Source organism: Neobacillus sp. SAB-20_R2A (assembly GCF_049568635.1).
GTDB classification, from domain to species: Bacteria; Bacillota; Bacilli; order Bacillales; family Cytobacillaceae; genus Neobacillus; species Neobacillus citreus.
In genome coordinates this window covers 701380-725600 of the sequence record NZ_CP145895.1, presented here as the reverse complement: position 1 = coordinate 725600, position 24221 = coordinate 701380, and the positions used below count along the sequence as shown (strand labels likewise).

At 34.1% G+C, this 24221-nt stretch carries 28 protein-coding genes and 2 pseudogenes; 13 read left to right on the top strand and 17 right to left on the bottom strand.

The features are described from left to right. Nucleotides 1–146 precede the first annotated feature (146 nt). The 4 genes and pseudogenes from V5M37_RS03530 to V5M37_RS03515 all read right to left on the bottom strand — a co-directional run bounded on the left by V5M37_RS03530 (nt 147) and on the right by V5M37_RS03515 (nt 2890). Nucleotides 147–938, bottom strand: coding sequence for a hypothetical protein (locus V5M37_RS03530; protein ID WP_423800777.1), 792 nt, complete (start codon nt 936–938; stop codon nt 147–149). A gap of 186 nt (nt 939–1124) precedes the next feature. Next, nucleotides 1125–1496: a YkvA family protein gene (locus V5M37_RS03525; protein ID WP_423802567.1), complete on the bottom strand. Its 372-nt coding sequence runs from the start codon at nt 1494–1496 to the stop codon at nt 1125–1127. A gap of 87 nt (nt 1497–1583) precedes the next feature. Then, nucleotides 1584–1667: pseudogene (locus tag V5M37_RS03520) on the bottom strand (hypothetical protein); the annotation flags it as partial. Between the two features lie 224 nt (nt 1668–1891). Then, nucleotides 1892–2890, bottom strand: coding sequence for a DNA/RNA non-specific endonuclease (locus tag V5M37_RS03515; protein WP_423800776.1), 999 nt, complete (start codon nt 2888–2890; stop codon nt 1892–1894). Nucleotides 2891–3285: 395 nt separating this feature from the next. On the opposite strand from V5M37_RS03515, the pseudogene V5M37_RS03510 reads away from it, so the two are divergent. The 3 genes and pseudogenes from V5M37_RS03510 to V5M37_RS03500 form a co-directional block, all read left to right on the top strand. Beyond that, nucleotides 3286–3468: pseudogene (locus V5M37_RS03510) on the top strand (very short patch repair endonuclease); the annotation flags it as partial. Between the two features lie 35 nt (nt 3469–3503). Continuing rightward, nucleotides 3504–3689: a hypothetical protein gene (locus V5M37_RS03505; protein ID WP_423800775.1), complete on the top strand. Its 186-nt coding sequence runs from the start codon at nt 3504–3506 to the stop codon at nt 3687–3689. A gap of 106 nt (nt 3690–3795) precedes the next feature. Continuing rightward, the gene (locus tag V5M37_RS03500; RefSeq protein WP_423800774.1) at nt 3796–3972 is read left to right on the top strand and encodes a hypothetical protein; all 177 of its coding nucleotides are present in this window, start codon (nt 3796–3798) and stop codon (nt 3970–3972) included. Nucleotides 3973–4032: 60 nt separating this feature from the next. Here V5M37_RS03500 and V5M37_RS03495 read toward each other — a convergent pair whose 3' ends face one another. The 7 genes from V5M37_RS03495 to V5M37_RS03465 form a co-directional block, all read right to left on the bottom strand. Beyond that, entirely contained in the window at nt 4033–4374 is a 342-nt protein-coding gene (locus tag V5M37_RS03495) for a YolD-like family protein (RefSeq protein ID WP_423800773.1), read from the bottom strand. A gap of 700 nt (nt 4375–5074) precedes the next feature. After that, nucleotides 5075–5620 carry a competence protein ComK gene (locus tag V5M37_RS03490; RefSeq protein WP_423800772.1) on the bottom strand — a complete coding sequence of 182 codons (546 nt, stop codon included), beginning with the start codon at nt 5618–5620 and terminating at the stop codon, nt 5075–5077. 496 nt (nt 5621–6116) lie between these two features. Then, entirely contained in the window at nt 6117–6347 is a 231-nt protein-coding gene (locus V5M37_RS03485; protein WP_213146166.1) for a helix-turn-helix domain-containing protein, read from the bottom strand. Between the two features lie 91 nt (nt 6348–6438). After that, nucleotides 6439–6921 carry a sigma-70 family RNA polymerase sigma factor gene (locus tag V5M37_RS03480; RefSeq protein ID WP_423800771.1) on the bottom strand — a complete coding sequence of 161 codons (483 nt, stop codon included), beginning with the start codon at nt 6919–6921 and terminating at the stop codon, nt 6439–6441. Nucleotides 6922–7276: 355 nt separating this feature from the next. Continuing rightward, the gene (locus tag V5M37_RS03475; RefSeq protein WP_213117301.1) at nt 7277–7414 is read right to left on the bottom strand and encodes a YvrJ family protein; all 138 of its coding nucleotides are present in this window, start codon (nt 7412–7414) and stop codon (nt 7277–7279) included. Nucleotides 7415–7537: 123 nt separating this feature from the next. Beyond that, on the bottom strand, nt 7538–7756 hold the full coding sequence (locus tag V5M37_RS03470; RefSeq protein WP_423800770.1) for a DUF2922 domain-containing protein: 219 nt from the start codon (nt 7754–7756) through the stop codon (nt 7538–7540). Between the two features lie 174 nt (nt 7757–7930). Then, a complete protein-coding gene (locus tag V5M37_RS03465) occupies nt 7931–8149 on the bottom strand; it encodes a DUF1659 domain-containing protein (protein ID WP_213146163.1) in 219 nt (72 codons plus the stop codon). A 258-nt stretch (nt 8150–8407) separates the two neighbouring features. Here V5M37_RS03465 and V5M37_RS03460 point away from each other — a divergent pair, with 258 nt between their 5' ends. The 6 genes from V5M37_RS03460 (at nt 8408) to V5M37_RS03435 (ending at nt 15142) form a co-directional block, all read left to right on the top strand. Next, on the top strand, nt 8408–8755 hold the full coding sequence (locus V5M37_RS03460) for a hypothetical protein (protein ID WP_423800769.1): 348 nt from the start codon (nt 8408–8410) through the stop codon (nt 8753–8755). 1487 nt (nt 8756–10242) lie between these two features. Next, entirely contained in the window at nt 10243–12180 is a 1938-nt protein-coding gene (gene dcm / locus V5M37_RS03455) for a DNA (cytosine-5-)-methyltransferase (RefSeq protein ID WP_423800768.1), read from the top strand. Between the two features lie 559 nt (nt 12181–12739). Continuing rightward, complete coding sequence (locus V5M37_RS03450) at nt 12740–13114, top strand: hypothetical protein (protein WP_423800767.1); 375 nt, start codon at nt 12740–12742, stop codon at nt 13112–13114. A gap of 21 nt (nt 13115–13135) precedes the next feature. Beyond that, nucleotides 13136–13432, top strand: a complete 297-nt coding sequence (locus V5M37_RS03445) for a hypothetical protein (RefSeq protein ID WP_423800766.1) — start codon at nt 13136–13138, stop codon at nt 13430–13432. 12 nt (nt 13433–13444) lie between these two features. Continuing rightward, nucleotides 13445–14497, top strand: a complete 1053-nt coding sequence (locus V5M37_RS03440; RefSeq protein WP_423800765.1) for a DNA cytosine methyltransferase — start codon at nt 13445–13447, stop codon at nt 14495–14497. A gap of 87 nt (nt 14498–14584) precedes the next feature. Next, nucleotides 14585–15142, top strand: coding sequence for a hypothetical protein (locus V5M37_RS03435; protein WP_423800764.1), 558 nt, complete (start codon nt 14585–14587; stop codon nt 15140–15142). Nucleotides 15143–15155: 13 nt separating this feature from the next. On the opposite strand, the gene V5M37_RS03430 is transcribed toward V5M37_RS03435, so the two are convergent. Both V5M37_RS03430 and V5M37_RS03425 read right to left on the bottom strand, forming a co-directional pair. Then, nucleotides 15156–15608 (bottom strand): very short patch repair endonuclease, encoded by a 453-nt coding sequence (locus V5M37_RS03430; protein WP_423800763.1) that lies wholly within the window; start codon nt 15606–15608, stop codon nt 15156–15158. 110 nt (nt 15609–15718) lie between these two features. Next, the gene (locus tag V5M37_RS03425) at nt 15719–16231 is read right to left on the bottom strand and encodes a hypothetical protein (protein ID WP_423800762.1); all 513 of its coding nucleotides are present in this window, start codon (nt 16229–16231) and stop codon (nt 15719–15721) included. 289 nt (nt 16232–16520) lie between these two features. Here V5M37_RS03425 and V5M37_RS03420 point away from each other — a divergent pair, with 289 nt between their 5' ends. The 3 genes from V5M37_RS03420 to V5M37_RS03410 all read left to right on the top strand — a co-directional run bounded on the left by V5M37_RS03420 (nt 16521) and on the right by V5M37_RS03410 (nt 18444). Beyond that, nucleotides 16521–17267, top strand: coding sequence for a hypothetical protein (locus V5M37_RS03420; RefSeq protein ID WP_423800761.1), 747 nt, complete (start codon nt 16521–16523; stop codon nt 17265–17267). Nucleotides 17268–17357: 90 nt separating this feature from the next. Next, a complete protein-coding gene (locus tag V5M37_RS03415; RefSeq protein WP_423800760.1) occupies nt 17358–17591 on the top strand; it encodes a helix-turn-helix domain-containing protein in 234 nt (77 codons plus the stop codon). After that, the gene (locus tag V5M37_RS03410; protein ID WP_423800759.1) at nt 17578–18444 is read left to right on the top strand and encodes a hypothetical protein; all 867 of its coding nucleotides are present in this window, start codon (nt 17578–17580) and stop codon (nt 18442–18444) included. Before V5M37_RS03415 ends, V5M37_RS03410 begins: the two co-directional genes overlap by 14 nt. A gap of 335 nt (nt 18445–18779) precedes the next feature. Here V5M37_RS03410 and V5M37_RS03405 read toward each other — a convergent pair whose 3' ends face one another. The 3 genes from V5M37_RS03405 to V5M37_RS03395 all read right to left on the bottom strand — a co-directional run bounded on the left by V5M37_RS03405 (nt 18780) and on the right by V5M37_RS03395 (nt 22070). Beyond that, complete coding sequence (locus V5M37_RS03405; protein ID WP_423800758.1) at nt 18780–19460, bottom strand: DNA-3-methyladenine glycosylase family protein; 681 nt, start codon at nt 19458–19460, stop codon at nt 18780–18782. Nucleotides 19461–20167: 707 nt separating this feature from the next. Beyond that, the gene (locus V5M37_RS03400; protein ID WP_423800757.1) at nt 20168–21118 is read right to left on the bottom strand and encodes a hypothetical protein; all 951 of its coding nucleotides are present in this window, start codon (nt 21116–21118) and stop codon (nt 20168–20170) included. Between the two features lie 103 nt (nt 21119–21221). Continuing rightward, nucleotides 21222–22070, bottom strand: a complete 849-nt coding sequence (locus tag V5M37_RS03395) for a hypothetical protein (protein ID WP_423800756.1) — start codon at nt 22068–22070, stop codon at nt 21222–21224. A 125-nt stretch (nt 22071–22195) separates the two neighbouring features. Here V5M37_RS03395 and V5M37_RS03390 point away from each other — a divergent pair, with 125 nt between their 5' ends. After that, nucleotides 22196–23128: a PD-(D/E)XK nuclease family protein gene (locus V5M37_RS03390; RefSeq protein ID WP_423800755.1), complete on the top strand. Its 933-nt coding sequence runs from the start codon at nt 22196–22198 to the stop codon at nt 23126–23128. 51 nt (nt 23129–23179) lie between these two features. Here the strand turns inward: V5M37_RS03390 and V5M37_RS03385 are convergent, their stop codons facing one another. After that, nucleotides 23180–23989 carry a hypothetical protein gene (locus V5M37_RS03385; protein WP_423800754.1) on the bottom strand — a complete coding sequence of 270 codons (810 nt, stop codon included), beginning with the start codon at nt 23987–23989 and terminating at the stop codon, nt 23180–23182. Between the last annotated feature and the right edge of the window lie 232 nt (nt 23990–24221).

The following is a 24221-nucleotide window of genomic DNA, read 5'->3' as shown; positions in this document are numbered from 1 at the left end:
GGTATATTTCCCCGCATCAATCCCTGTATTTGGCTAAATACTGCAATATCTTATAAACGCAAAAAGAGTCAAAATACGAAAGTAGTGCATAAAAACTTGCATATTTTTGGCTCTTTAATTTTTAACTTTATTGTGTTAAAGCACCTTTATTTTTCAGTTTCTTTTTTTTCACCAAGAACCGCTTCTCTAGTTTTTTCTACTCTTATAGTTGATTCTTGAACGGACTTTTCAAAAACAATATCTTTGACATATTTTTTTAACTCTGGTTTGTCGAATAATGTTTCTTTAAGAGAATCATTTGTTAATTTATAACCTTCAAGAACTTTGCTTTTATCATCAAGGATAGCTTGGATGCCTTGATTTATCGCATCTTCATAAATCAACTTTCGGTAACTCTCAGTGTATTCCTTTCTAAATAATCCTACAAAACTATCAAAATAACTCTGGTCAAACATAGGAATATAAGCTAATTCTAATGCTGGCACTTTAATGTGTAAAATCTTGGATTTTTCATCAAAATAAAGATCTTCTTTTTTGATATTTTTCAAATCGTAACCAAGCATAAAGTAACCAAACAAATGAATGTTGTATTCTTTTCCGAAAAGATACTTTCCGAATTTTTTGCCTGTTGATTCAAGCCAAATATCATCATCTTGATGTTTTAAAAATTCGTAAGTGTCATCAGCGGTGTAATCGAATTCTTGAGTAGCCTCATATCCGAAGTGTTTGCTGATTTCTCGCACCTTACCGTATGCGATATTTTCTATGCTGACCTCACCTTCTATTGCTGTTGTTGCTTTTACTACTTTTTCTTCTCCACCTTTCATAAGCATATATGTTCCTGCTGATCCAATGGAGGCACAAAGCAAGGCAAAAACAATGGTAATAACAATTCTTTTCTTCGATGATTGCTTCTTATTAACTCTAAATTCTGGCATAACTTTTTTCTCCCCATTATTTTTATATACTTATATAACAGATTTAGATTTTTTCAATACTTTCTTAATTAATTTAGTATTTTCCTTTTTCAACTATTTAAGCCTATTTAGGGTCTTATTAAAATTAGAGCACTTTTCATAAATAAAAAAGAGAGGGTATCCTCTCCTCTATAAAGAAATGCTTGTTTATCCTAATTTTGCATCAATATCTGATGTGTCTACATTATCTCCAAACCAATCCTTAAGCTTATCTTTGGCTTTTTGTTTTACGTCCTCATCGATGTACATCGCAACTTGCAATAATGCTACACCTACAGCTCCTAAATCATCCGTGTAACCCACACCAACTGCAACGTCTGGTATTAAATCAAATGGTAGAATAAAATATCCTAATGCTCCAATGATAATAGCTTTTGCTTTCATTGGCACGCTTGGTTTTTGCAGGGTATAATACAAAAGTAATACGCCATAAACAACGGAAGAACCCGCTTTCTTTGCAAATTTCTTTAATTTCCCCCAAAACTTTTCATCTGAAAAATTCTTACCCGCTGCTTCCATTTCTTTTTCAATTTCTTCTTGTGTGTTTTCTATTTTCTCTCTAATATCCTGTTGAATATTATCTTTAGCAAGTGACTGCTTGCATATACCACATTTTGCAAGTGATAATCTTTCACTTTCTACTCTATTTTTTTGAGAACAATGTGGGCATTCGGCAATAATCGTAGGCATTTTGGTTCACTCCAGATGAATTATTTAGATATATTATATAATTTAGTATAAAAGTAGTATATAGTGAATTACTAAACTCCCCCATCTAAATCATATAAAATGAATAGTCAGTTGAGACTACAAACCAAAAGCAATAAGGTTAATAAATAGGAAGTATTGTCCCCAATCCCTCTTCAACTAACCTGCCCGTTCAATAAGAAGAAAGAATCGCAGCATAACCCCATTTATTCACCTACTAAGCCATCACCATCTCGATCATCCATATATTTATATAGCCATGAATCTCGCGTAATTGGCATTTTAAATCCAGCAGCTTTGGCTTCAGCGATTGTAACACTTCCGTTATGATTGGTATCCACTTTACTAACATCTTCATTACTATTTTCCGTTTCGGTTGCAGGTACATTTTCTGTTTTCGGTGGCGTACTACTCGTACCTGTCGTTGTCCCTAAATTTTTGTTCACTTCATCTGGGTTTACATTGTCAAATTCATCTGTAATGGATCTGCCCTGAATTTTGTATGTGAATTTATAATGGTTAGGAATTTGCGTCTGAGTATTTGGATATTGAATCACTGCTACGAAATCTGTACAACCTCCTGCATCTCGAATCACTTTTTCCATATAAGCTTGATCACCGTGCCTATTGAGAATGCTGTCTTGAGGTGTAATGTTATATGCGTTTGATACTCCCCCAAGCGAGTCAGCAATCACATGCCCTTTATCCAAAGTTGGACTCTCTGTACCAGGAACATTTGCTTCATCGGAGTAATATCTACCTGATGACAAAACATGATCATTATTCGGATTTTGAAGTGTTATATTTTTCGCCTCAACACGAATTAGCTGACCGTATTCATTTGTAAAAGCCCAATATTCCCTGTCGCCAAATCCGACATCAACTCTGACATTCGGCTTTCTATAACCTGACATATCTCCGCCATCTACTACAATTAGTGTATATTTACTATAGTCAAAGTCACCATTAACACTTGTTATCGTTGGTGTACTAGTGGCAGGAACGATTGGACTGACTACGCTTTCACTAGTGGTTTTATCGTCAGGTGTACTTTTTTTGCTTTCAACAGTGGCTGCTATCTTTTTGCTTACTTCTTGAGTTTTATTTATTTTGATTTTTTCCTCTTTGCTAGTTGTTTCATTTGATGAACAAGCTGCAAGGAAAACTAATAAAAACGCCATAAATAAGTAGGTTAATTTCTTCATAAATTGTCCCCTTTTTGTAAATATCTGTAGAAACACCAATACTATTATACTACTAAAATACTTCGTAAATCGAATAAATTTATATAATCTAAAAAGGATTCCATGCTAAAGCTGAAACCCTTTAATCTTAACTCCCCAAAAATTCCAACCTTTTTCATCAATCGTCCCTTACCAGGTATTATTAACTTTTAGTTTAAGTTCAGTAGATTTTTATTGGAGTCCATATTTGAATAAAATAAGTAATGCGATTAGTTTTTATTATAAAGATCAATTGGAGGTTGTATCCATGCCTGACAAGTACTCTCCGGAAGTCCGAAGCAGGATTATGGGTTCTATTCACTCTAAACATCAAGCTTGAAGAAATTGTCTGCAAATCTTAATGGCACTGTGGCCTTCGATTCAGAAGGAATGTCAGTGAGTTATTTGGGACGCCCGATATTGCCATCCAAAAATACAAAGTGGTCATATTCCTGGACTTCTGTTTTTTGCATTATTGCACCAAACACGGGCAGTTGTTGAAAAAAAGAAGGATACTCAAGAATTATGACGGTAATGCACACAAAATAGATAATTCATAATTTTTTCAGTATGATTTTTTGGAGGAGGCTGTAAAGTGAACGATTTATTAGAAGCAAAATTAACTTTCGCCCGTATTAAGGTAAAGCTGCTCGACTTGGCAGGAGAGCTTATCTCAGATAAGGATTCGACGAAGGAATACGCAATCAAGCGCTTGCTTGAAGTAGTGGACTATATAGATGAACATGACATAACAGTAAAAGACATAGAAGATATACTATGATAACAACGCTAATTTAGATATTTACGTCACCAAATCGTAAATATTATCCCTAGGAATAATCCGCTTACGGGGCGAATAATTACAATGGATAGTGAGGTGATATTAAATGGACGTTAAACTTAAGGAATTCAGCAATGTAAGTACAACTACATATCCTGTAGGTAATGGAAAGTATGAAACGATTGCTACTGACTTTGTACTAAAAATATCAGCTAAAGTCAAAGGAGAAACGGAGAAAATTGCGGAATTAAATGCGAAGCTGGCATTAAAAAACATGGAATAATAAAATCTTGAGTTGTTAAAAGACACCCAAATCGGATGTCTTCTTTTTATATTGCAATGTCTATGCATCAACTACTGTAACACCGATAACATTTCGAAATTCAATACGCTCAAACTTTCCAGACTGCAACTCAATACGAATCTGGTGGGTGATTGTATCAACGTAATGAACGTGACCTGAAATATTCTTCGTAAATCCATCGTCCCATAACGTTAAGTTTACAACAAAACTATTTTCCATTGCGTAACATATCCGTTGGTCGAACTCTTCCGCCTGATAGTCGTTGATTAACGGTTTAGGTTGGCGTTCTTGATCCTTAAACATAGCACGTTGCATTTCGAAGGCTAACGGTATAAAGGATGCTGGTTGCCATTTAATTTTCCCTCTGTCTCGTATCGCCATTTTGGTCATCTCCTTTAAAACCATTATACACAAACGTATGTTCCTAATAAAAAAAGAAGGAGCGTATTAACATAACCCGTTCCGTTCCGGTGCTAACATTTACAATTAACAATATAAGAAATACGCGCCTTAGAGGATTCGAACCTCAGTCAGACAAACATTTCTGTAATCGAGGAAGAAAAAAATCGTCAGTAGCAGTACATTGAATCGGTTTGCTTAAACGTTTATTTATGTTTGACATGGGCAATAATTTGTTAAAATCCATCAAACTAAGCCATTGGGGATAGGTTCTTATTGTTCAAAACAAACTGTCCCTGTATCTATGAAAAGTAAAAAGACCAAGCCGTTTATCTTGCTTGGTCTTCCTACGCCAGGAGTATTAAATTCGCGGACTTACCTATTTTTTAGCTTTTCTGTCCCGATCAATTTGGCCAAATCCCCCATTCCTAAACGGAAGATATGTCTCTAACCTTATGTACGCCGTAGCCCTCTAAATCATCATATCCCCGAAAGTTATTGGATGTAAAACATTTGTATCCTTCTGGAACTTTAAATATTTCTATATCCACGTACAAATTCCTGTTTAAATACAAACGAAAAAGTTCGTGTGTTTCAATGAAAGGTTCAGATGGATCCATATGTGAAACTCCTTACAGATATGCCATAAACACCGCGATTATGTTATTTGAACATTAGACATCTATTTTTTTATCTTCTTTCGGGTTCTCTTCCGGCTCTTTAGCAATTGCTCCCTCCTTGGATGGAGGACGAAAGAGAGTGGGTTGCTGCCGAGTTCCCCTGTGATCTTCTTTAATTGGTCGGCATTTTGCAGCTTCGTATTAAAGGATGCTAGCCGGCAAGGAACAGTGATGATGAGACCGTTTCGTAACGTGACTTTAGTTTTTTGATAAAAGCCGTTGGTCCTGACAATATACTCGGGATTAAACCACATGGCGTCCTCATGTTGGGCCGATTTGGTGGCAAACACACATATATTGTGAATCGGATTGACCATGATGGGACACATTGAGATGTCACCAAGAATCCATTTGGCAGTGGCAATTGCCCCTTTTAAATCAAAACCGATACAGCGAATGCTGTCTGCAAGAATTTCCAATGGAGACTTGTCGACAATGATCGTTCGGTCCAGTTCACGTACGAGTGAACAAGACTTGCCATTTCGGTCATAGTGTCCCGCCATATTCATAAATTGCTGGTTGATAATATAGAATTTTTCAATGTTCAACATACTCGCCCCTCAAATGTTAGTTGGTTGAATTTTTTTCGAAAAAAGATATACTATCCATAAGTTAGTTTTTTTAAAAACTAATGGGACCAAGAGTATCGTCTTTCCGGGACACTTGCTCTTGGTTTTTTTGCCCTTTTCACATTTTCCTCACCTCCTATTCTGCATTCAACTGAATTAAGCGGCTTTAAATTTTAAAAAATTAGTGACATGACATTTTTCAAAGAAAGGTTTGGAAAAACTAGGAAATAGATAGATAGTAACTGACTGACAAAGAGGTAAAATGGGTAAGAATGTTCATAGTTTGTAGAATAGCTTAAAGAATATTTAATATTTTAAAAAAATAATTACACATAAAAAAATAACACAAAATATTACATAAATGGTCTGCTTTTACAGAACAAATCGTAACATTTTGTGTCGAATTTTAGCGTTTTATGGCGAAATATTAACAAGTTCTTCATATTAGGTAGTTTGATAAATGAGGAAGGCAGTATCATTCTTCTTCTTCATCGGTGTCTACTAAGTCAATAATCTGACGAATATCTTTTACATCAAGTGCTTCTGCAATCTTTTCAATATGGCTAAATTCAATTCGCTTCCTTTTTTGATTAGCCAATTCGCTTATAGCTGCATGGCGTACATCAGATAGAAGGGATAATTCTCTCATTGAAATTTTATACGTATCAAGCAATTTATGGATTTTTACATATACTTTTTTAGCCATAGATTGCCGCCACCAATTCAAAGTAGTATAAAGAAAAATTAACATAACGGCACTTTTTAGGTGGTACGCTTAAGCGTAACGTTTCATCAAATCAATTCATGATTGTCACTTTTATTTTTTTTCGCGCTCCTGTCCGCCATTGCTTTACAGCCGATACCGTGACTTTTTCTAGTTCGGCGATTTCTTTAATAGAAAGCCCATCCCAGAAGGTGTACAATAGCCACTTCTGTTGATTCGGGGTAAGCATTTCGCAATAGGATAATAGGATTTCTCTTTCCAATGTTCTGTCTGGCTGCTTATTATGAACAGTCTCCCAGAATTCTTCCTCCTGGCAAACTAATCGTTCTTCTGCTTGCGCCATTTTACTAAGCTCCACGAGCAGGCGCCCTCTAATGAATGCATATGCGTAGTTTAAGAAACTCCCTTTTTCTGGATTAAATCGCTGGGTTGCCTCCCAGAGGGCAATCAGGCCATGCTGATAAAATTCTTCCTTGTTTCTATATAGATTAAGTGAGTGGATGATTTTATGAATCATCGTTTTATATTGCTCTTCCAATTGTTCAAAGCTTTCCAAGCGGAGATCCTTTCAGGAAAGCGCGCTTTGCCAATGTATTCCCGGGTACCTCTACCATAACGGGAATCCCTTATTTCATCGAACTCCTCTAATTCACTTTCAACAGCAAAAAGAACCCCAAACCCACACATTTTCGCTTCAAAATACAAATATGGATGCGTTTTTTTGAAATTCGAACAAATACAATAAGAATTGATGCGTGCGGACGTTTCTAGTGTGTTATTTTTATCCATTGGGTTAGAGAAGTTTTGGGGCGGATAGGGGGGATTTTCATTTTTTAGATTAAAGCCAACTGCCCCGTAGAAAAGGTAGTTGGCTTTAGTCATTTTGGGATTACCAAAGGGCGATATGATGATCACCCCTTCATTCGCTCAGGGAGGCTCTGAATCGACTGGACGACTAAATCAAGCTTTGATTCTATTCGATATAGAAGATATAGGGTCACAACGATTGGGAAGCCGACCTCATTAATAAATGAGATGATTTGTTCCACGGCCAATTCTCTCCTTTCCGATTCATATTTTAAAAGAGGCCGGTTTCGTAAAAGAATCCGGCCTCTCCCTTAGAACATATTGATTTGACCGAATTCCCTGTAAATTCGATACCTAATAACCTATTAAACAATTTCATACTCCACTACATTGCGGTCGATGATTCTTGCGCCTTTTGCAGCAACATATCTGCCGCTTGCCGATGTAAATACATCTGCAGCAATGATCTGTTCCATCGATTGTTTGACAGCAGCCTCATCAACTGGTTCCTTCGGATTGTCCACAGCTATACGGGCGGTCTTTCCAAACTCCGTACCAAACATTAATTCCAATGTTTTTGCCATTATATTCACCTCCCTTCTTTAAGAAATGGGGATGGTCCTTTTGCTTCAATTTTTCCAATCCTCCTGCTTGATAGGTTTGAAGCTTCGTTGATTCATAGCATGAATAGCTTTATTAGATTACCAGAACCGTCCCCGTGCACCATTTGAATCCCGAGAATCACCCCTTAGCTTCCGTTACGCAGTAAGTTCAGTACTGTCGCTTCGTTCTACCTTGTTTAGCGGATCATTGCATAAAGCAGAAATGGCTGTTGCAACTTGGAATAACTGGTCAACAGTTGATTCCATTTTGATGTTGCTAAATGTTTTGGTTTTTAGAACAGGATTTCCCTGTTCGTCCAGGTCCACCTGGAATGCCAGTCGAAGCTTTGAACCTTCTAATAATGCCTGTGCCATTGTCTCTCACCTCCTTTCACCCTTTATTTATGGTTTTTGGAAGGAAAAGGACAGGGTGGGAGGGATTAGAACAGCAATTATCTTTAATTAAAATACTTTAGAGGTCGGGGTTCTGTTATGAGGTAAAAAGTTCAATAGGGTGTAACTGGCGTACAAACTTAAAATTAAGTACGCCATTTTTTACATTATTAGATGCTTTTGTATTCAATTAAGTAAATGTCCGTGATAAAATCATAAAAAAGAATTGGATTGGTTTTATTGGAAAATAAGTTTTTAAAGCGAATTGACCTTTTATACAATGAACTGATTCTTGAAGATCGTATAAGGTTTGATGGTCAAAATTATTACGTGAAAAATAGAGTCACAAAAGAATGGAAAATAGTAAAAATACTTAAAGGCGATACCATCAGCGCCCCCACTTCTAGGGGAACAAGTTGTCCGTTGGCAAATGTGCGATTTATGCTTGCTAACCCAGGTCCTTACACTATTGAAATGCTTGTTGAATTTGCTTTTCATGGGGAACTTCATAAATATTATGGTTGGATAAAGGATTTTTGGACTACCGAAACTAGAAGATTATATTTTTATTGTGACATACTTCCATGAATGATTCATAGGCTTCCTGCAAAAAGGCCCCCTCTAGGCCCCAAGAGGGGGGCATTCCGATGGAGAAATCTTTATATGAAAGACAAATAATAGTTTGCATATCTCGTGACACCCATCCTCCACGCTTGTGTTCTTTAAAGAGATAGTCACGCAGCTCCCCTTGTTCTTCACCGTCGGGAAACTCCACATCAAATAGAACCCGTAATCGGACGGTTCGTTCTTCAAGGGGTGGTTCCGAATTATCAATATCATCTATAACCTGAACTCCTTTTATATCATAATCATCTATTACCCCTTAATCCACAGCATCTTCAAGAGTATCCTTCACTTCCTCTTTGGCCAAAGCGAAAGGTTCCCTCAATTCATTGCCAAAACACTCTGAAAATGAAAAAAACCACATCCACTACGCCTACTGTTTTCCAATGCCTGAACACCATCTTAACCTGCTCTTTCCCCCTTTAAATTTTTGTTTTATATGTAGAACTGTCTTTATAAACATGTTCTTTATATAGAACTTTATATTCAAAATATGGAATTAAGTAAATTGATTTTTGATGTACATCACAAGGTTTTTGTTAACGATAATATTTTACTGCCCTTTGTTTTCTTTTGTCTCTGTTAAAGGTAAATGATGATTATGGATTACTTAAATAGTGCCCCGAAAAAGCAAATCAGTTAGCTGTTAACGAAACACTTCAATTCTTGTTAGATGAAATTGATGGGGATACAGTCCCTGCCATTACTATTGCCTTTTGAGGAGACGAGGCTAGGATGCATTCAAACGATAATTTTGAGGACATTATTGAAAACGGCCGTTTCCAACGTACGCACATAGTCTTATCTTTCAATAAATGCCTTTTCAATATAATTAGAAACTTCGGTCATAGTTTTGTATTTATTTAGGCTACCTAATTCTCCGTCAGGTGTTACAAATATCATTCATTCCTATTACATTCTCTCGCTATTCTTAAATCATTTATTTCTTTTTGAATAAAGTTATTTACCCCCTTTTGAAAAGAAAATATAGGAATGCAGCTTTCGCTTTTGATTTAGTGTCTTTATCTAGCTTATTAATATATCTACTAGTATTTTCACCTCAATTATTATTCATGCATCACTGGAATAAAACCCTCGGCTCCCATAGTGATGAAAAATATTACATAAGCCCCTCCTCATCAAATTGCATTTAGCCCCTTCTGAAAAGTACTAATTTATCTTAACATAACAACTTAGAATTCTTTATGTTTTACACAATTGCTACTTATAGTATGTAGAGTTTTTCAGGCTAATCTGTTTACGTTTATATCAGTACAAATTCCCTAGAGGAGGTCCTTAATAAACAAGCCTACTCGAGAAGATAATACTCATAAGTGTAATTAATTTAAAAGCACGACGAACTGAGATTTGATTTGTTTGAAAATACTTATTATTAGGAAGTTTAAATAAGGAAATCAAAAATTATATCAAAATTAAGTAAGGATGTTTTTATGGACTTCAATAATAATTATCAAAATATACTTAATGGTGTAAAATTTATCGATTTATTTGCAGGTATTGGCGGGTTTCGCATTGCAATGGAGTCTTTCGGAGCTGTATGCGTCTATTCATCAGAGTGGGATAAACATGCTCAAAAAACGTACTTCGAGAATTACGGCGAGATGCCTGAAGGAGACATTACAAAGGTAAAAGTGGAAGATATTCCAGCTCATGACATTCTTTGTGCTGGATTCCCTTGCCAACCCTTCAGTATCTCGGGAAAACGAATGAGTTTTAAAGATACTAGAGGCACGCTCTTTTTTGATATTGCTCGAATTGCAAACCACCACAAACCTAAAATATTATTTATGGAAAATGCAAAAAACTTCGCAACCCATGATAATGGCAATACCTTGAAAACCGTTGAAGAAACCCTAAATGAAATTGGTTATGATTTTTGGCATAAAGTCTTAAATGCAAGTCATTTCGGTTTACCTCAAAACAGGGAACGTATTTACATGATTGCTATAAGAAGAGACATTAGTGTTAAAGAATTTAAATTTCCTACGCCATCATTTGAAGAATCATGTTTGAGAGACATAATTCTTCCTGATGAAGAAGCTGAAAAATATATTATAAATAGAAGTGATATGAGAATTGAAGAGTCTAAAATTCCAGGAGATATGCTTATTAATGATTTTCCAAACAAACCTATAAGAGTTGGTACAATCAATAAAGGTGGTCTGGGTGAAAGGAGGATATACAGCGATTTAGGACATGCTGTTACTTTATCAGCACAGGGTGGCGGACCAGGCAGAGGAACTGGTTATTATTTAATAAATGGGAAAGTTAGAAAACTTGCTCCACGTGAATGCGCTAGAATTCAAGGCTTCCCTGACGATTTCAAAATACCAGTAAGTGATGGACAAGCATGGAAACAGTTCGGTAACAGCCTACCTGTTAATGTATTAAAGCATATCATAGTATGTATCATTGAAACTTCAATATTTAACCCATCAGTGGAAAGTTTTGACTTTGATAAAAAATTACAAAACTCCAGTGTGTCACTTAAAGATAGTAGAAAAGCTGGCTGGAAAGATTTCGAAATTGATGCATGTGAGTTCCTAAATAGAGAGTTTTCTAATACACCCATTTATTTTAAATTAAGTGGTGGAAGTGATAGTAAAGAACCAGACATCAAGATATTTAATAAAGATACAAATAAACGATTAAATTTTACGATAGAGGCTAAATATGTACGAGCACAAAGTGGTCAGATCGTAGCCACTTTTAACGGAAGTGCCTTTAAATTTTCTAAAAAGAGTAAAACGCCATATAGTTCAATTTCAGATAAATTAATTAATGTATTAAACATGGATATTGAAAAATACTCGAAAGTAACGGAAGGCAAAAATATTCCCTTAGATTGTGAAGAGCGGTTATTGGTTGATTGGGTTAAGTGGTATTATACTCAGAAGGGAAGTAAATATATTATCTCATCGCATATTCCAATAGGAGGCCCAAAAGTACTTTTTCCTGTGGAAAAATTAGACGAATTCTTTAGTGTTTCGGCTATGTACAGGATAAAATGCAGTGGTTCGAGTAACGTGACTTTATCCCAATTGGAAGATGAAGAGAAAAACGCCCTAGTGAAACATCTAATGAATTTTAACCTTGATATATTAAGTATGAAAGATGAACCCATTAACAATAAAATAAAGTTGAAAGTTATTATAAACAGAGCAAAAAAGTTCAAAAGAAGAGAAAGATATTTCGGACAAAATTTATATATTTCTGATTCTGGTGATGATTCCACTTTTTATATAACCAGGAGAAGTTCTACTTGTAATGCAAATATTGTGTTTAGTGTAGATCTAAAGATTAAACCAAATAATAACCACGGGGTTAAAGGGTTAGAAGATTATATTAAGAAAAATATGTCCATTTAGTTCCCACTAGTTGAAATGAAAATATCATTTAATACAAAGCCTAAGAATAAAATAAAAAATCTTTAAGGTCACTTCAAAAAGAGAGACTTTTGTACATTTTTTATGACAGAGTTTGTACTTTAATATCCTTTCACAATCTTGCAATCCACTCCAAAATAGTGTAAATCTATATTAACGAGAACCAAACCATTGCAATTAACTAAGAATAATATATGGTAACAGAAAAATGCTACTTGTAGTCTATCGACAAACTATAAGTAGCATTTTTCGTTTTTATAAATAGTATCCAATCACATTAACTGAATTATAAAACTATTTCAATATAAATTTTATAATTTTCTTTAGTTGAAAATAAAAGATTAAAGAGGAATCCCTAGAAGATACTTCCTGAATCGCACCACCTATCAAATTTGCATTTCTTTATTTCTCGATATAACCTTATCTTAAGGTATTAAAGGTTAAACAATAATAGCTTCTAGATTGTTGATAAATCCCACTAAAAAAAAGAATGGTTTTTTGTTATTATATATAATATATTTACCAAACTAGAGGTGCAATTGTGAAAGATATTCAAGAATTCTTAAAAGAATTTCAAAGAGAAATGAATTGGGAGATTTCCAATAATAGTTATAAGGAATCCAGAGCATCAATTTTGAATAATTACATGCTGCTCACCACTGAAGTTAGCGAAGTGGCAGAAGAATTTAGAGCTATATTCAATAAGACATCGAGCTTCGTTATAAATGAAGGCTTTGGCGAAGCGGATGCATTCAAACTTGCCAAAGAAATTCATAAAGAAAATATCGGAAAAGAACTTTCGGATTGTATTGCTTATATCGTCAAGTTTGCCAATTATCTAGAGATTGACTTAGAAGATAGTTTTTATAAAAAAATGAATGAAATTAAGTTGAGAGTAAACAAAGATCAACGATAATTTCGATGAGGTGTGGGGCTATTGGATAAGAAAAAAATTATTAAAGAAAATTGGGGTTTTAAATCAATACTTGAATTAGCTGATTCTCTTAATATAAACTTAAAAGAATTACTCGAAATTGCTTTTGATCTCGGTCTATATAGAAAAAACACACCAAACATCGGTAGAAGATGGACAGAAGAAGAAGATAAATTTTTAACTGAGCACTCGAATCGATTGTCTGTCAGAGATGCTAGCAATTTGCTATACAGATCTCATTATGCTACTTACCAAAGAGTGAGGGTTTTAGGCCTAGAAGAAATGATTAACAAAAAGTAAAGGATGTTGACAATGTCTTATTTTGAAGAATACAGTGATGCACTTAAGGGCTTGAAATTTATTGATTTATTCGCAGGTATCGGCGGCTTCCGCACAGCTATGGAATCTTTCGGAGCGGAATGCGTTTTTTCATCTGAATGGGATAAACATGCGCAAAAAACATATTTGGAAAATTACGGTGAAATGCCCGAAGGAGATATTACAACGATAGAAGCAGAGGATATACCCGCACATGACATTCTTTGCGCGGGGTTCCCTTGCCAACCCTTCAGTATCTCGGGAAAGAGAATGGGATTTGAAGATACAAGAGGCACGCTCTTTTTTGATGTTGCCCGAATTGCTAATCACCACAAACCTAAAATATTATTTATGGAAAATGTAAGAAACTTTGAAACCCATGATAATGGCAACACCCTAAAAACCGTTAAAGAAACACTAAATGAAATTGGATACGACTTTTGGTGTAAAGTATTAAATGCTAGCGATTATGGATTGCCCCATAACAGGGAAAGAATTTTTATGATTGCAATCAGAAAAGAACTGAATGTAAAGGACTTTAAATTTCCTATTCCAACTTATGAGGAAACCTGCTTAAGGGACATAATTTTGCCCGATGAAGAAACGGCACAATATATTATCAATCGAAACGATATGACAATTGACGAATCAAAAATCCCAAGTGAAACACTACTTAATAAACTCCCTAATAGACCAGTAAGAGTCGGAACAATCAATAAAGGCGGTCAGGGCGAAAGAATATACAGCGATTTAGGACACGCTATTACCTTATCGGCGCAAGGTGGCGGACCAGGCAGCAAAACTGGTTGTTATTTAATAAATGGGAAAGTTAGAAAACTTGCTCCAAAAGAATGTGCCAGAGTTCAAGGATTCCCAGAAGGTTTTAAAATACCAGTATCAGATGGTCAAGCTTGGAAACAATTTGGGAATAGTGTTCCAGTTACTGTTCTTAAACATATTTTAGTTTCAATTATTACAACTCCGGAAATTTCCTCGATACTAGAAAATGAGGAATCTTTGGAAGACAGGGAATTAGCAACCGCATAAATACAAATAAAAATGCTACTTATAAGCTGTGGACTTATAAGTAGCATTTTTTTATTTTGTAAGAAAACGGTCATTTAGGAGAAAAATATGATTACCTATGAAACTCATGTGCTTCCTTATAAAAAGCAGTACAAAAAAGTTATTATTCCAGAAGCCAAAGTAAAAAAAATTCGGCAATTTGTATCTGAGCTTATCAAGGAAAAAGAAAAGGAAAGCCATCATTCAGTTGATAATAGATCACATTTTAAGAGGTTCTATACGGGAACTTTGGGCGAAGCCGCCCTTGAAGAATACCTCGGAATAGACAATATAATTGATTGGACTATCGGCAATTCAATTAAATATCATAAACCTGATTTAAACAACATCGGAGTGAGAGCTGGCATAAAAACTGTAGAATACGGTTTATTTCCTATTATATTCAAGAAGTCCTATTCTCCAGAAATTATTATGATTAAGGTCAGCGACAATCATGTTGTTATTTGCGGATTAGCTACTAAGGATGTATTAAATTCATATCAAACTGAAGAATTAATTATGGATTCCTTTCTACGTCAAAGAGGAACTAAGACTGGATTTTATGGATTTAAGCATCTAAAAGCCTTTTCAACATTAGAGGAACTAAAAAAATTATCACCGCTATAATTAAAAGCTAATTTCAATGAGGTTTATTATTTAATACATTACCATAGTTGTCCTCTAGTTCTTTAATAAACCTCTCTAAACTATTTATGGTCCCCATAAAATCCTCTTTCAATTCATGTTCCCACACTCTTTTTAGGTTCCATTTCTGATTTAAGTAGAATTGATTTACCTCCAAGTCCCTCGTTTTATTCCTCTCCAACTTATTAATCCAATAGTCAACATTGCTTTTAGGCATTCTCCCATGCTTGGGACATGCATGCCAAAAACAAGAATCAATAAAAATTACAATTTTATATTTCTTAATCGCAATATCTGGTTTTCCGAATAAGTCTTTAACGTTTTTTCTAAACCTAATTCCTCTTTCCCACAATGATTTTCGAACTAGCTCTTCCATACGAGAAGTTGATTTAACCTTTTTCATAATCTCACTTCTAGATTGCTTAACTTGGTTATTTTCCAATTTCATATTCTACACTTCCCAATCTTTTCGGTCGTAAATAAGAATAAAATTTTGTTGATGTAGACTATAAATCAGAATTTTAATTGACCAAAATCTTGCGCGAAGAAGAAAATAGTCTATACATTTTTCAATAATAATTTTAATTGCTCTTGAAACTCATTCGAGAAAACTTCTCCATTAAAAGCTGATTTTAACAAAATCAGAAGTTCTTTCTCAGTTATTTCAAAAGGTCTATGTATTAGTTTTTCTTCCCCACCCTGTATGTGTTCATTATCTCTATATAATCCCTTTTTGGTTGTATAATGTCCGAATCTAATCTTTTCATTATTTTGACCTTTAAAGGCTATTCTCTCAATTGAATTTATCTTTTCATTTTCCCCTACTGATACCTTTTTTAGTGTTTTTGCAGTGCTATCCCTCAATTCTTTTAGTATATCAACAACCTCTTTATCGAAATTTATCATACCAAAATCCATTAATAATTTGGATACAGCTAAACTAAGCAACGAATTCTTTCTAATATTAGTTTGTAATGTTAATTCGTTTAATGCATCATCTAGTGGGTGCGTCATATAAACGCTATATCTAACGGTTTCATCTGGATTAAAAGATTTTCTTCTTCTAGACATAAAAACCATACCTCCTCTGAATGTAGACATTGCTTAAGAGTTTTAAATAAACTCTTTCCATTCCCTTTAAAAAATGCATTTATTTTTAGTTCTTTTTTAATACCATGTCTTATGAGCAATTAAAAAGTCAATCCTCACAATGTGCCTCTATTCTCAATTAAGGGGCACCTTATCTATATTATACAGACTCTAAGAAATGATTCCAATTGCTACTTATAGAATGTAGATAATATTAGTTTAAATTACATACGCTTACATTGGTACAAATTTCCTAAAGGAGGGTTAACCAATGAGCGGAGACGGAGCGCGAAGAGGGTATGCAAGGGAAGCATTGTTTGCGGAATTAATTAATGACAACAGTGAGTTTAGAAAGATTTTGACAGATGGTTTAAATGATTTGGATCTAATTCGCGGCGAAGTAATATCTGCCCAAGATGTAAAAAGAAACAGTTGCAAGTCTGATGTAATCCTTGAAGTTAGAGAAACGTACAATAGTTACGAAATGGGATGCAGCCTAAAAGCTGCAGCAGCAAATTTCAACCAGTTGGACAGAAGGTGGTTGTCTGATTGGGAAGGTGTGCTAGAAATGCCACAAGAAGTTATTGATTCAATTCAATCTTCATTAGATAGAAAACGAATAAGAAGCAGAGATGTTTTTATTAGCCCAGATCAGGAGTCCCTCGTATTACCTTTTATTGAAGATAATTTAGAATTAATTTTATTGGAGTTATTTACAAGAGATGATGAAAATCTTAATGTTTTTGTAACATATGATGAGAATCGCGATATTTGGACGATCGCCCGAATTGACGATCTTATTAATGTTTTACTTAGGGAGCCCATTTCCACAAGCGGAAGTGGAGTCGTGTATATTGGAGATTGCTTAACGCTCCAAAGAAAAGGGGGCGATGGCAATATTACGCACGTACCTAAAACAAGCCCAATGCATCCTAGCAATCACCTTCAATTTAAGATTAAACCGTTAACAATTATTAATAAGGTCCATTCTATACCATTAGTGCCCAGGAATAATTAGCCACCAAAAGCAAAATGCTACTTATAGTCTGTCGACTTATAAGTAGCATTTTTTTATTTTGTAAATAGTATCCAACAGGAGAGATGAACCATGAATTACAGAATTATTTTAGGCCAAAATATCCATAAATACAGGAAAATAAAGGGATTATCTCAAGAAAAGCTTGCCGAGGCATGCAATTTGCATCGTACATATATTGGAGCAGTTGAAAGAGGGGAAAGAAATATAGCAATTGATAACATTGGAAAGATCTGCGCTGCTCTGGATATTGATATTGAGCAGTTATTCGAGAAAAGAAAGGGTGAAACAAATGAAAAGCTTTAGTAAAAAAAAAGGTGATTTGGATGACTGGGAATTGTTCGAAATAGAATGTCCATCGTATTTAAATAAAGTGTTTCAACATATAGGGGTTACCTTTAAAGGAGATGGGAGTAAAAATTCAGTAGCAAGTGATATTAAAGTTTTAAAAGGAGATAAATATTTATTCTCGATTGAAGCAAAATTTTCTCCTTCACAAAGCGGGCAGTTTGTGGTAATAGAAACAAATGATTTATATAATTTTTCACCAGAAAATAAATTTGAAAATAATAAATACTCGCAGGCTATTATTGATTTTCTTAATGAAAATAAACCTTCCTATTCACCCAAGGGACAAAAGGCAATAGAAATTAAGCTTGATAAAGATGTCCTAGTTGATTGGATTCAAGAACACTACAAAAGGAAAGATAGTTACTTTATTATTACTTCTAATAAGCTCAATGATTTTAAGGTAATTCTGTCTATAGACGACATACAAAAATACTTTTATGTATCTGCTGTAATCAGAAGAAAGCCAAGCGGTACAAGTGAAGTTCCAAATTATAAAATTGATAGTTGTCTAAGTGAATTAAAAAAACATATAAATAAATTCGGGGTTAATATTCAAAAAGTATCTAAAGGACAAGGCAGCTCCTTTAATAAAACGCTAGTCGAATTTGATAAAAATGTTGAATTAAAACGATCAGAACGGTATTTTGGTGAAGAATATTATTTATCTCCAATTAGAAACGGATACAATCTTAAGAATAGGTCAAAAACCAATAATCTAACCGTTATCTTTAGTTTAAAATACGACGGTCCAGAAAAAAATCTTGGTCATGATTTATTGGAAAAATGCATTCTCAATCGACTAAAATAATCATCACAAAAATCAACGAAAAAGCAATAGTCTTGTGTGAATAAGACAATTGCTTTTTTATATACAACCTTTGCCAACTTTAAAAAGCAATCTTTAATGGATAAACGTCTTATTCATTAGTTAATGTTTTTGCTTTGTTTATGTTCTTTCCTAAATCAGAGGGTTGGCGGTAATAAACTTGTCCATAAGAAATGCATTCACCTTCGCATATTCCATCGTTGTTGATTTTTACTCTCATCATTGTGTTACTCTTCATTTCGTATTCTGATAAAATTCCACCGCATATTCCCTACTCCAACGCATTTAAATGCTATTTACTTCGATTATATCTCCTTTCACTTAATATAAGAGTAAAGGGAATCAATATTTTCATACTTTATAATAAAATCTCTATTAACTGCTTCCCATAAATATAAACAGGCTATTGTCGTGTTTCCTCCCCAATTATAGGATTTCTCCTGAAACGCCAATTTCAGGTCCTTATCCTTGCTTAACGAATAGAGCCATCTAACAGCCCTTTGAAGACCTACATCATCAAGTGGAAGTACATCCATTCTTCCTAATGAAAAAATTAAAAACATTTCTGCCGTCCACTTTCCAATTCCTTTTATGTTGGTTAATGTTTTAATTATTTGCTCATTATGAACCTCATCAATTTTCTCCAGATTTACTTCACCATTGGAAAATTTAGCGCTTAGATCTCTGAGGTAGGCAATTTTCTGCCTCGATACTCCAACATTTCGTAATTGTTCATCGTCAATTGTTTGTAATGATAACGGGTTAATATCTTTCTGTAGAAGAAGTTCAAACCGTGCAAAAATGGTATTTGCGGCTTTTGGAGAAAGCTGCTGGCTAATAATTGATTTCACTAAGGCTATAAAATAATCTTTTCTTAATTTAATCTCTATATCTCCAGTTATATTAATTAGCTTACCCAAATACAGATCGTGATTGCATAATTCGGTTACCATTGAATCTCTTTTACTTATCAAAAGAACATTGTTATTATTATGCAATTATGTCACCTCAGAATTGTATCAATTTAAAGCGATTTATTAAGGAATTTTAACTTTATTGTATCTAGAATAATCATATTACTGTTTTAGAATGTGTGTAAAGGTACACCGTTAAAGAATATAGAATCATGGATGCAGCTTTTGTTGACGCCTTGTTATTGTTTATCGTTTCAAATTGCTCGTTTTCAACTTAATTTGCGGGTAGTGACAGGCACTTGCCCTTAGAAAATGAAAGATTAAAAAAACAGGATGTCCTCAATTTGGGGCAACCTTTGGCATCTCATTTACTTATGATACGGTTCACCGTGATGTATGACTTGGATCAATTTTCAAATGGCTTTCCAAGATGCTTGTTTGTGACTCCTCCCCAAATAATGAGCACATTTCCAAAGCACACAATGGACGTTCATCCTCATAACAGGCGTAAGTATATATAGGTCGTTAGTTTTTCGTGTTTACAACCCAATCGTTCAGCTTCTGGGATGAATTACTTCCGAGTTCTTCCTCAATTTCTACCACAACATGCTATCAAGCTCCTCAATATCCTCAATGAGGAAATTAATTGACTTTAATTCATTTTGAAGCGGCTTTATCCTTTCCTCCTTTTTCTTATTCGTTTGGGATTACAATCCCTTAAATACCGAAGGATGTTTTACAACTTGTTTTAAGCATCTATTACATAATTTTTTCGACATAATCCGATTTACTTAATAACCTTGAACTCCACTCATACCACCTTGATTTACAGTAAGTATATTGCTGCTTAAATTAATATAGAAAAAGTTTTCAATGGCAGCAAATTTCTCTCTTTCTTTAAAATTTGACCATGAGTCACTACTAATAAATTCATCACTTAGAAGAAGTTCTTGAACAGAGCTTTTAATTTCATATCCCGTTAATTTAAGTAAAAGGATAGCATACTGCATTTTTTCTTTTGTTACTGCCTCATAAAACTCAATTTGTTTTTCATAAAACAAATCCGAAGGATATGCTCCCATATGAATACTAAGGAACCGATTCTCACTAATATCTTCAAGCCAAACCTTATATGCCGAATTATTGACCCTAAGGTTTTTTCTTTCACCAATTTCTTGCATATTGAGGCGAACAATCTCTTTTATTTTTGAATTTGCAATATCATCATATTTCTCTATACCGACCCCTGCAATATGTACTAAGGCCTTTGCTTTAATTTCATCAGGTAAATTAGAGCTCAATATAAACTGAATCGTTTGAAGAGTTAAATCCTTTTTTTCCTTTAAACTATAATCACCATAATCCATACAATAATCATCAAAGGAAACATAATTGGTTTCATCATCAGGTTTAATATCGCCATCATGAACCGATTCCCAGTATAAAACATCAGAATATTCATATTCTGTTTCATTATTTTTATCCTCGAATGGGTTAATTTTTAATGAATTATAATCTGGATACTCCACATCAAAGTTTTCAACCGGAATTCCCCATGTTGAATAAATCTTCGGATAATATATTTCTCTACTCTCATACTGTCGAGGATAAAGATCCCTTATTCTATCCTCAATTTCTCTTCTTTTTCTGTAGATCATAGTAGGTGTAATCTTTTTGGAAATGGGATACTTTAATTCAATATCGTTAAAATACTTATTTTGTAACTCGTATGTGTTATTCACAATATCACGCTCTTTCAATCAATTTTGAAGCTAACTTATAAAAATTTAGCAATCTAAAAGTAAAGTTAATTTTGACAGGCGATATGCCACTAAAGCCAAATTATTAATAGTCTTCAGGATCGTAATCGGGTACATAATCATAAGCATCTTCATCATACCTACCTGTTAAAGGGTCATATCCAGTTTCACAATAAATGTCGTGAGCATCAGCATAGTCCTTTGCAGTATAAACATCTCCCTTACCTTCAACTACAAAGTTATTACCTATAATATGCTCACTTATTGGTAACAAACATTCTTCGTCAGCACCATCCCAAAATACAGTTAAAGTTCTTCTGTCATTTGATACCTTTCTAATTGCCCCAATTATCCCATATCGTTTGTCCCGGATTATATATCCCTCTCTGAATGTTAAGTCAAAAGTGGAGTTATCTAAATTTCCAATTTTATCAAAGAATAATAATGTTTTACCATATTCGACCTTACTAATATTATTAGTTTCCATCCACTTAATCTCTAATAATTTTCCATTCTGTGATAAATTAATCACTTCACCAATACCAAGATAATTGGGGAAGTCACGAGTTGGAATATGGAATACAATATCCCTTCTACTAAAGGTATATGTAAATTTACACTCATTTGATTGATAATACAGTCTTAACGAATTTATATAATCCTTTTGCCTATTATCGGAAGAATAATAGGCCCATTCATAAGTATTTCCACTTATTTCAGTCCATTTTATTTCTACAACCTCAGGGGAAGTAGACATTATTTCTCCAAACGATCCGTGGTCTTTATTTAAAACTATATCTCCAAAATTAAGACAATTGGAGAAATACTTCGCTCTCTCTTGTAACTCAATTAACCAGCTATCTCTCTGGCATGTACATTCCATGCCGTTATAAGCATCATCACAACAAAACTCTTTCCTAGCTCCTTTTCCCATTTAGTGCTCCTCCAAAAACTAGTTAAATTATAATATTTATTCGAAAAAATGCGGCTCCATGCATTATAATAGTAGCATAATACTTTAAATTTTTTCCAATTCTTTATGATAATGAGGTGATACACTTGTTCAAAGAAACAATATATCCTGAGTTTTCTTGGTCATTATCCCGACATAAGACTTTTCTAGATTGCCAAAGAAAATATGCCTATGATTACTATATTGGTCATAACGGCTGGAAGAATGATGCACCTACTATTTCTCGTGATGCATACCGTCTCAAGAAAATTACTAATCTAGAGATGCTATTTGGGAATGCTGTTCACGACATAATCTTTAATGTAATTAAGCAATACCTGTCCACAAATCATATTCCATCGGAAAGTGAACTTATTCTGAGGCTACGTAATATCCTAAATACTGCCTTCCAAGACTCAATGCATCGGAAATCACTTTGGATAGCCCGACCAAAATATTATACAATGCTTCATGAAATCTACTATAATGGCAGCCTTCCGGTGGAAAAGGTAAATGACATTCAGGAAAGATTGGATGTTTGTATCAAGCATTTCTTTAACAGCAAAACTTTCACAGACATTATTAATAAAAGACAAATGAGATTTGTTGAAGCAGAACGATTTCGTTATATGAAAATGAACGATGTAAAGATCACTATTGTTATGGACTTTGTCTATAGGGATATTCAAGAAGGTAAATGGATTATCGTTGACTGGAAAACAGGTAAAGAATCATTTGAAGATCGTCACCAGCTTGCTTTGTACGCCATGTACTTGCAGCGGGCTTTCAATGTAAAAGACTTAGACGAAATTGAGATTCGAAATGAATACTTGCTTTCAGGAACACACAAATCCTATAAATTAAACCCCGTTGATTTAGACAAGTTGGAGGAAATGTTCGGTTTAAGTATTCAAACCATGTTGAATTACCTAGAAGATCCTGAACAAAATAAGCCTTTCAGTCTTGAGTACTTTCCAAAAACTGAATATGAGAAAAAGTGTGAGCGATGTAACTTTAAGGAACTATGTGAGATGTACTAATTATTGAAATAGAAATTGGGCCTGTTTAACTTGGACCCAATTTCTTTAATTCTAGTAATTTTCTTGCATTAATCTTCTCCACATTTTATTTTTCAAAATATTTTTTTGATTAGCAGGTAAAAGTTTATACTCACTTCGGGATATATAATCCACATAAAAATCAAAATATGATATCCAATCTACGGAGTCATGCCCTAAATGTTCCACTTTCATCAATCTTCTATCATCCGAGATTTCTAAAATACAATCACAATAATGATAATAATCTTCCTTTAAATCGTATTCAGGACCATATACTATTACTTTACCTTCCGTGAAGTCATTTGAAAATACAGCAGAATCACTAGTAACAACTACCCTAGGAATTATCTCAGGAGTGTAGGGATAAGATACTATTGTTTCCTCATACCCACCATATGCATCAATCCATTTAATCTTAATTTCTTTTCGATCTTGTGAAACATCGATTACTTCTCCATTATACAAATCATTATCATAATCATCGTTATGGTTATATACAATCGCACCCTTCTTAAACTCCTCACCAAAAGTAGTTTCATCTGAAGGGAAAAGTACCTTTAGTTCAAAATAATTATTTAAATACTCCATACTTAGAAAGAAGTAGCCGGAAGAATCATTAGATAAACTACCTACAGTAATTCGATCGCCATCAATTTTTTCCACTTTACCAATATAACCGCGATCGTCTAGTTCTTTTTCCACATAAATTATATCGCTTAAATTTATTCTTCGGTTTTTTCTATCTATGTAACTCCGATTTACAAATAAGTTCCTTTCGCTCTCGCAACCACAACTCCCTAAATCTCCTCCACATTTTTGACACGTTTTCCAACTTCTCATATGATAGACTCCCTTTTTTATGATATAAATTTCCTATTAACATTTTACCGGTTTTTATCTCTAGAATTTTAATTAAATATTTCAGCAATTTTCTACATTTAACGACACTACAAAGACCATAGCCTCGATACAAACATCATTTAACCCTACTAATAAACTATATTTTTTCCATCAATAATTAGATATTCAATCAAATAGAAAAGGCCCTATTCGAATTGTCTTCGAATATGAA

Excerpts from the sequence above, each read along its gene's own strand:
- V5M37_RS03530 (WP_423800777.1), bottom strand. The coding sequence starts at position 938 with ATGCCAGAATTTAGAGTTAATAAGAAGCAATCATCGAAGAAAAGAATT.
- V5M37_RS03525 (WP_423802567.1), bottom strand. The coding sequence starts at position 1,496 with ATGGAAGCAGCGGGTAAGAATTTTTCAGATGAAAAGTTTTGGGGGAAA.
- V5M37_RS03515 (WP_423800776.1), bottom strand. The coding sequence starts at position 2,890 with ATGAAGAAATTAACCTACTTATTTATGGCGTTTTTATTAGTTTTCCTT.
- V5M37_RS03500 (WP_423800774.1), top strand. The coding sequence starts at position 3,796 with ATGGACGTTAAACTTAAGGAATTCAGCAATGTAAGTACAACTACATAT.
- V5M37_RS03495 (WP_423800773.1), bottom strand. The coding sequence starts at position 4,374 with ATGGCGATACGAGACAGAGGGAAAATTAAATGGCAACCAGCATCCTTT.
- V5M37_RS03485 (WP_213146166.1), bottom strand. The coding sequence starts at position 6,347 with ATGGCTAAAAAAGTATATGTAAAAATCCATAAATTGCTTGATACGTAT.
- V5M37_RS03470 (WP_423800770.1), bottom strand. The coding sequence starts at position 7,756 with ATGGCAAAAACATTGGAATTAATGTTTGGTACGGAGTTTGGAAAGACC.
- V5M37_RS03465 (WP_213146163.1), bottom strand. The coding sequence starts at position 8,149 with ATGGCACAGGCATTATTAGAAGGTTCAAAGCTTCGACTGGCATTCCAG.
- dcm (WP_423800768.1), top strand. The coding sequence starts at position 10,243 with ATGGACTTCAATAATAATTATCAAAATATACTTAATGGTGTAAAATTT.
- V5M37_RS03440 (WP_423800765.1), top strand. The coding sequence starts at position 13,445 with ATGTCTTATTTTGAAGAATACAGTGATGCACTTAAGGGCTTGAAATTT.
- V5M37_RS03435 (WP_423800764.1), top strand. The coding sequence starts at position 14,585 with ATGATTACCTATGAAACTCATGTGCTTCCTTATAAAAAGCAGTACAAA.
- V5M37_RS03430 (WP_423800763.1), bottom strand. The coding sequence starts at position 15,608 with ATGAAATTGGAAAATAACCAAGTTAAGCAATCTAGAAGTGAGATTATG.
- V5M37_RS03425 (WP_423800762.1), bottom strand. The coding sequence starts at position 16,231 with ATGTCTAGAAGAAGAAAATCTTTTAATCCAGATGAAACCGTTAGATAT.
- V5M37_RS03420 (WP_423800761.1), top strand. The coding sequence starts at position 16,521 with ATGAGCGGAGACGGAGCGCGAAGAGGGTATGCAAGGGAAGCATTGTTT.
- V5M37_RS03415 (WP_423800760.1), top strand. The coding sequence starts at position 17,358 with ATGAATTACAGAATTATTTTAGGCCAAAATATCCATAAATACAGGAAA.
- V5M37_RS03410 (WP_423800759.1), top strand. The coding sequence starts at position 17,578 with ATGAAAAGCTTTAGTAAAAAAAAAGGTGATTTGGATGACTGGGAATTG.
- V5M37_RS03395 (WP_423800756.1), bottom strand. The coding sequence starts at position 22,070 with ATGGGAAAAGGAGCTAGGAAAGAGTTTTGTTGTGATGATGCTTATAAC.
- V5M37_RS03385 (WP_423800754.1), bottom strand. The coding sequence starts at position 23,989 with ATGAGAAGTTGGAAAACGTGTCAAAAATGTGGAGGAGATTTAGGGAGT.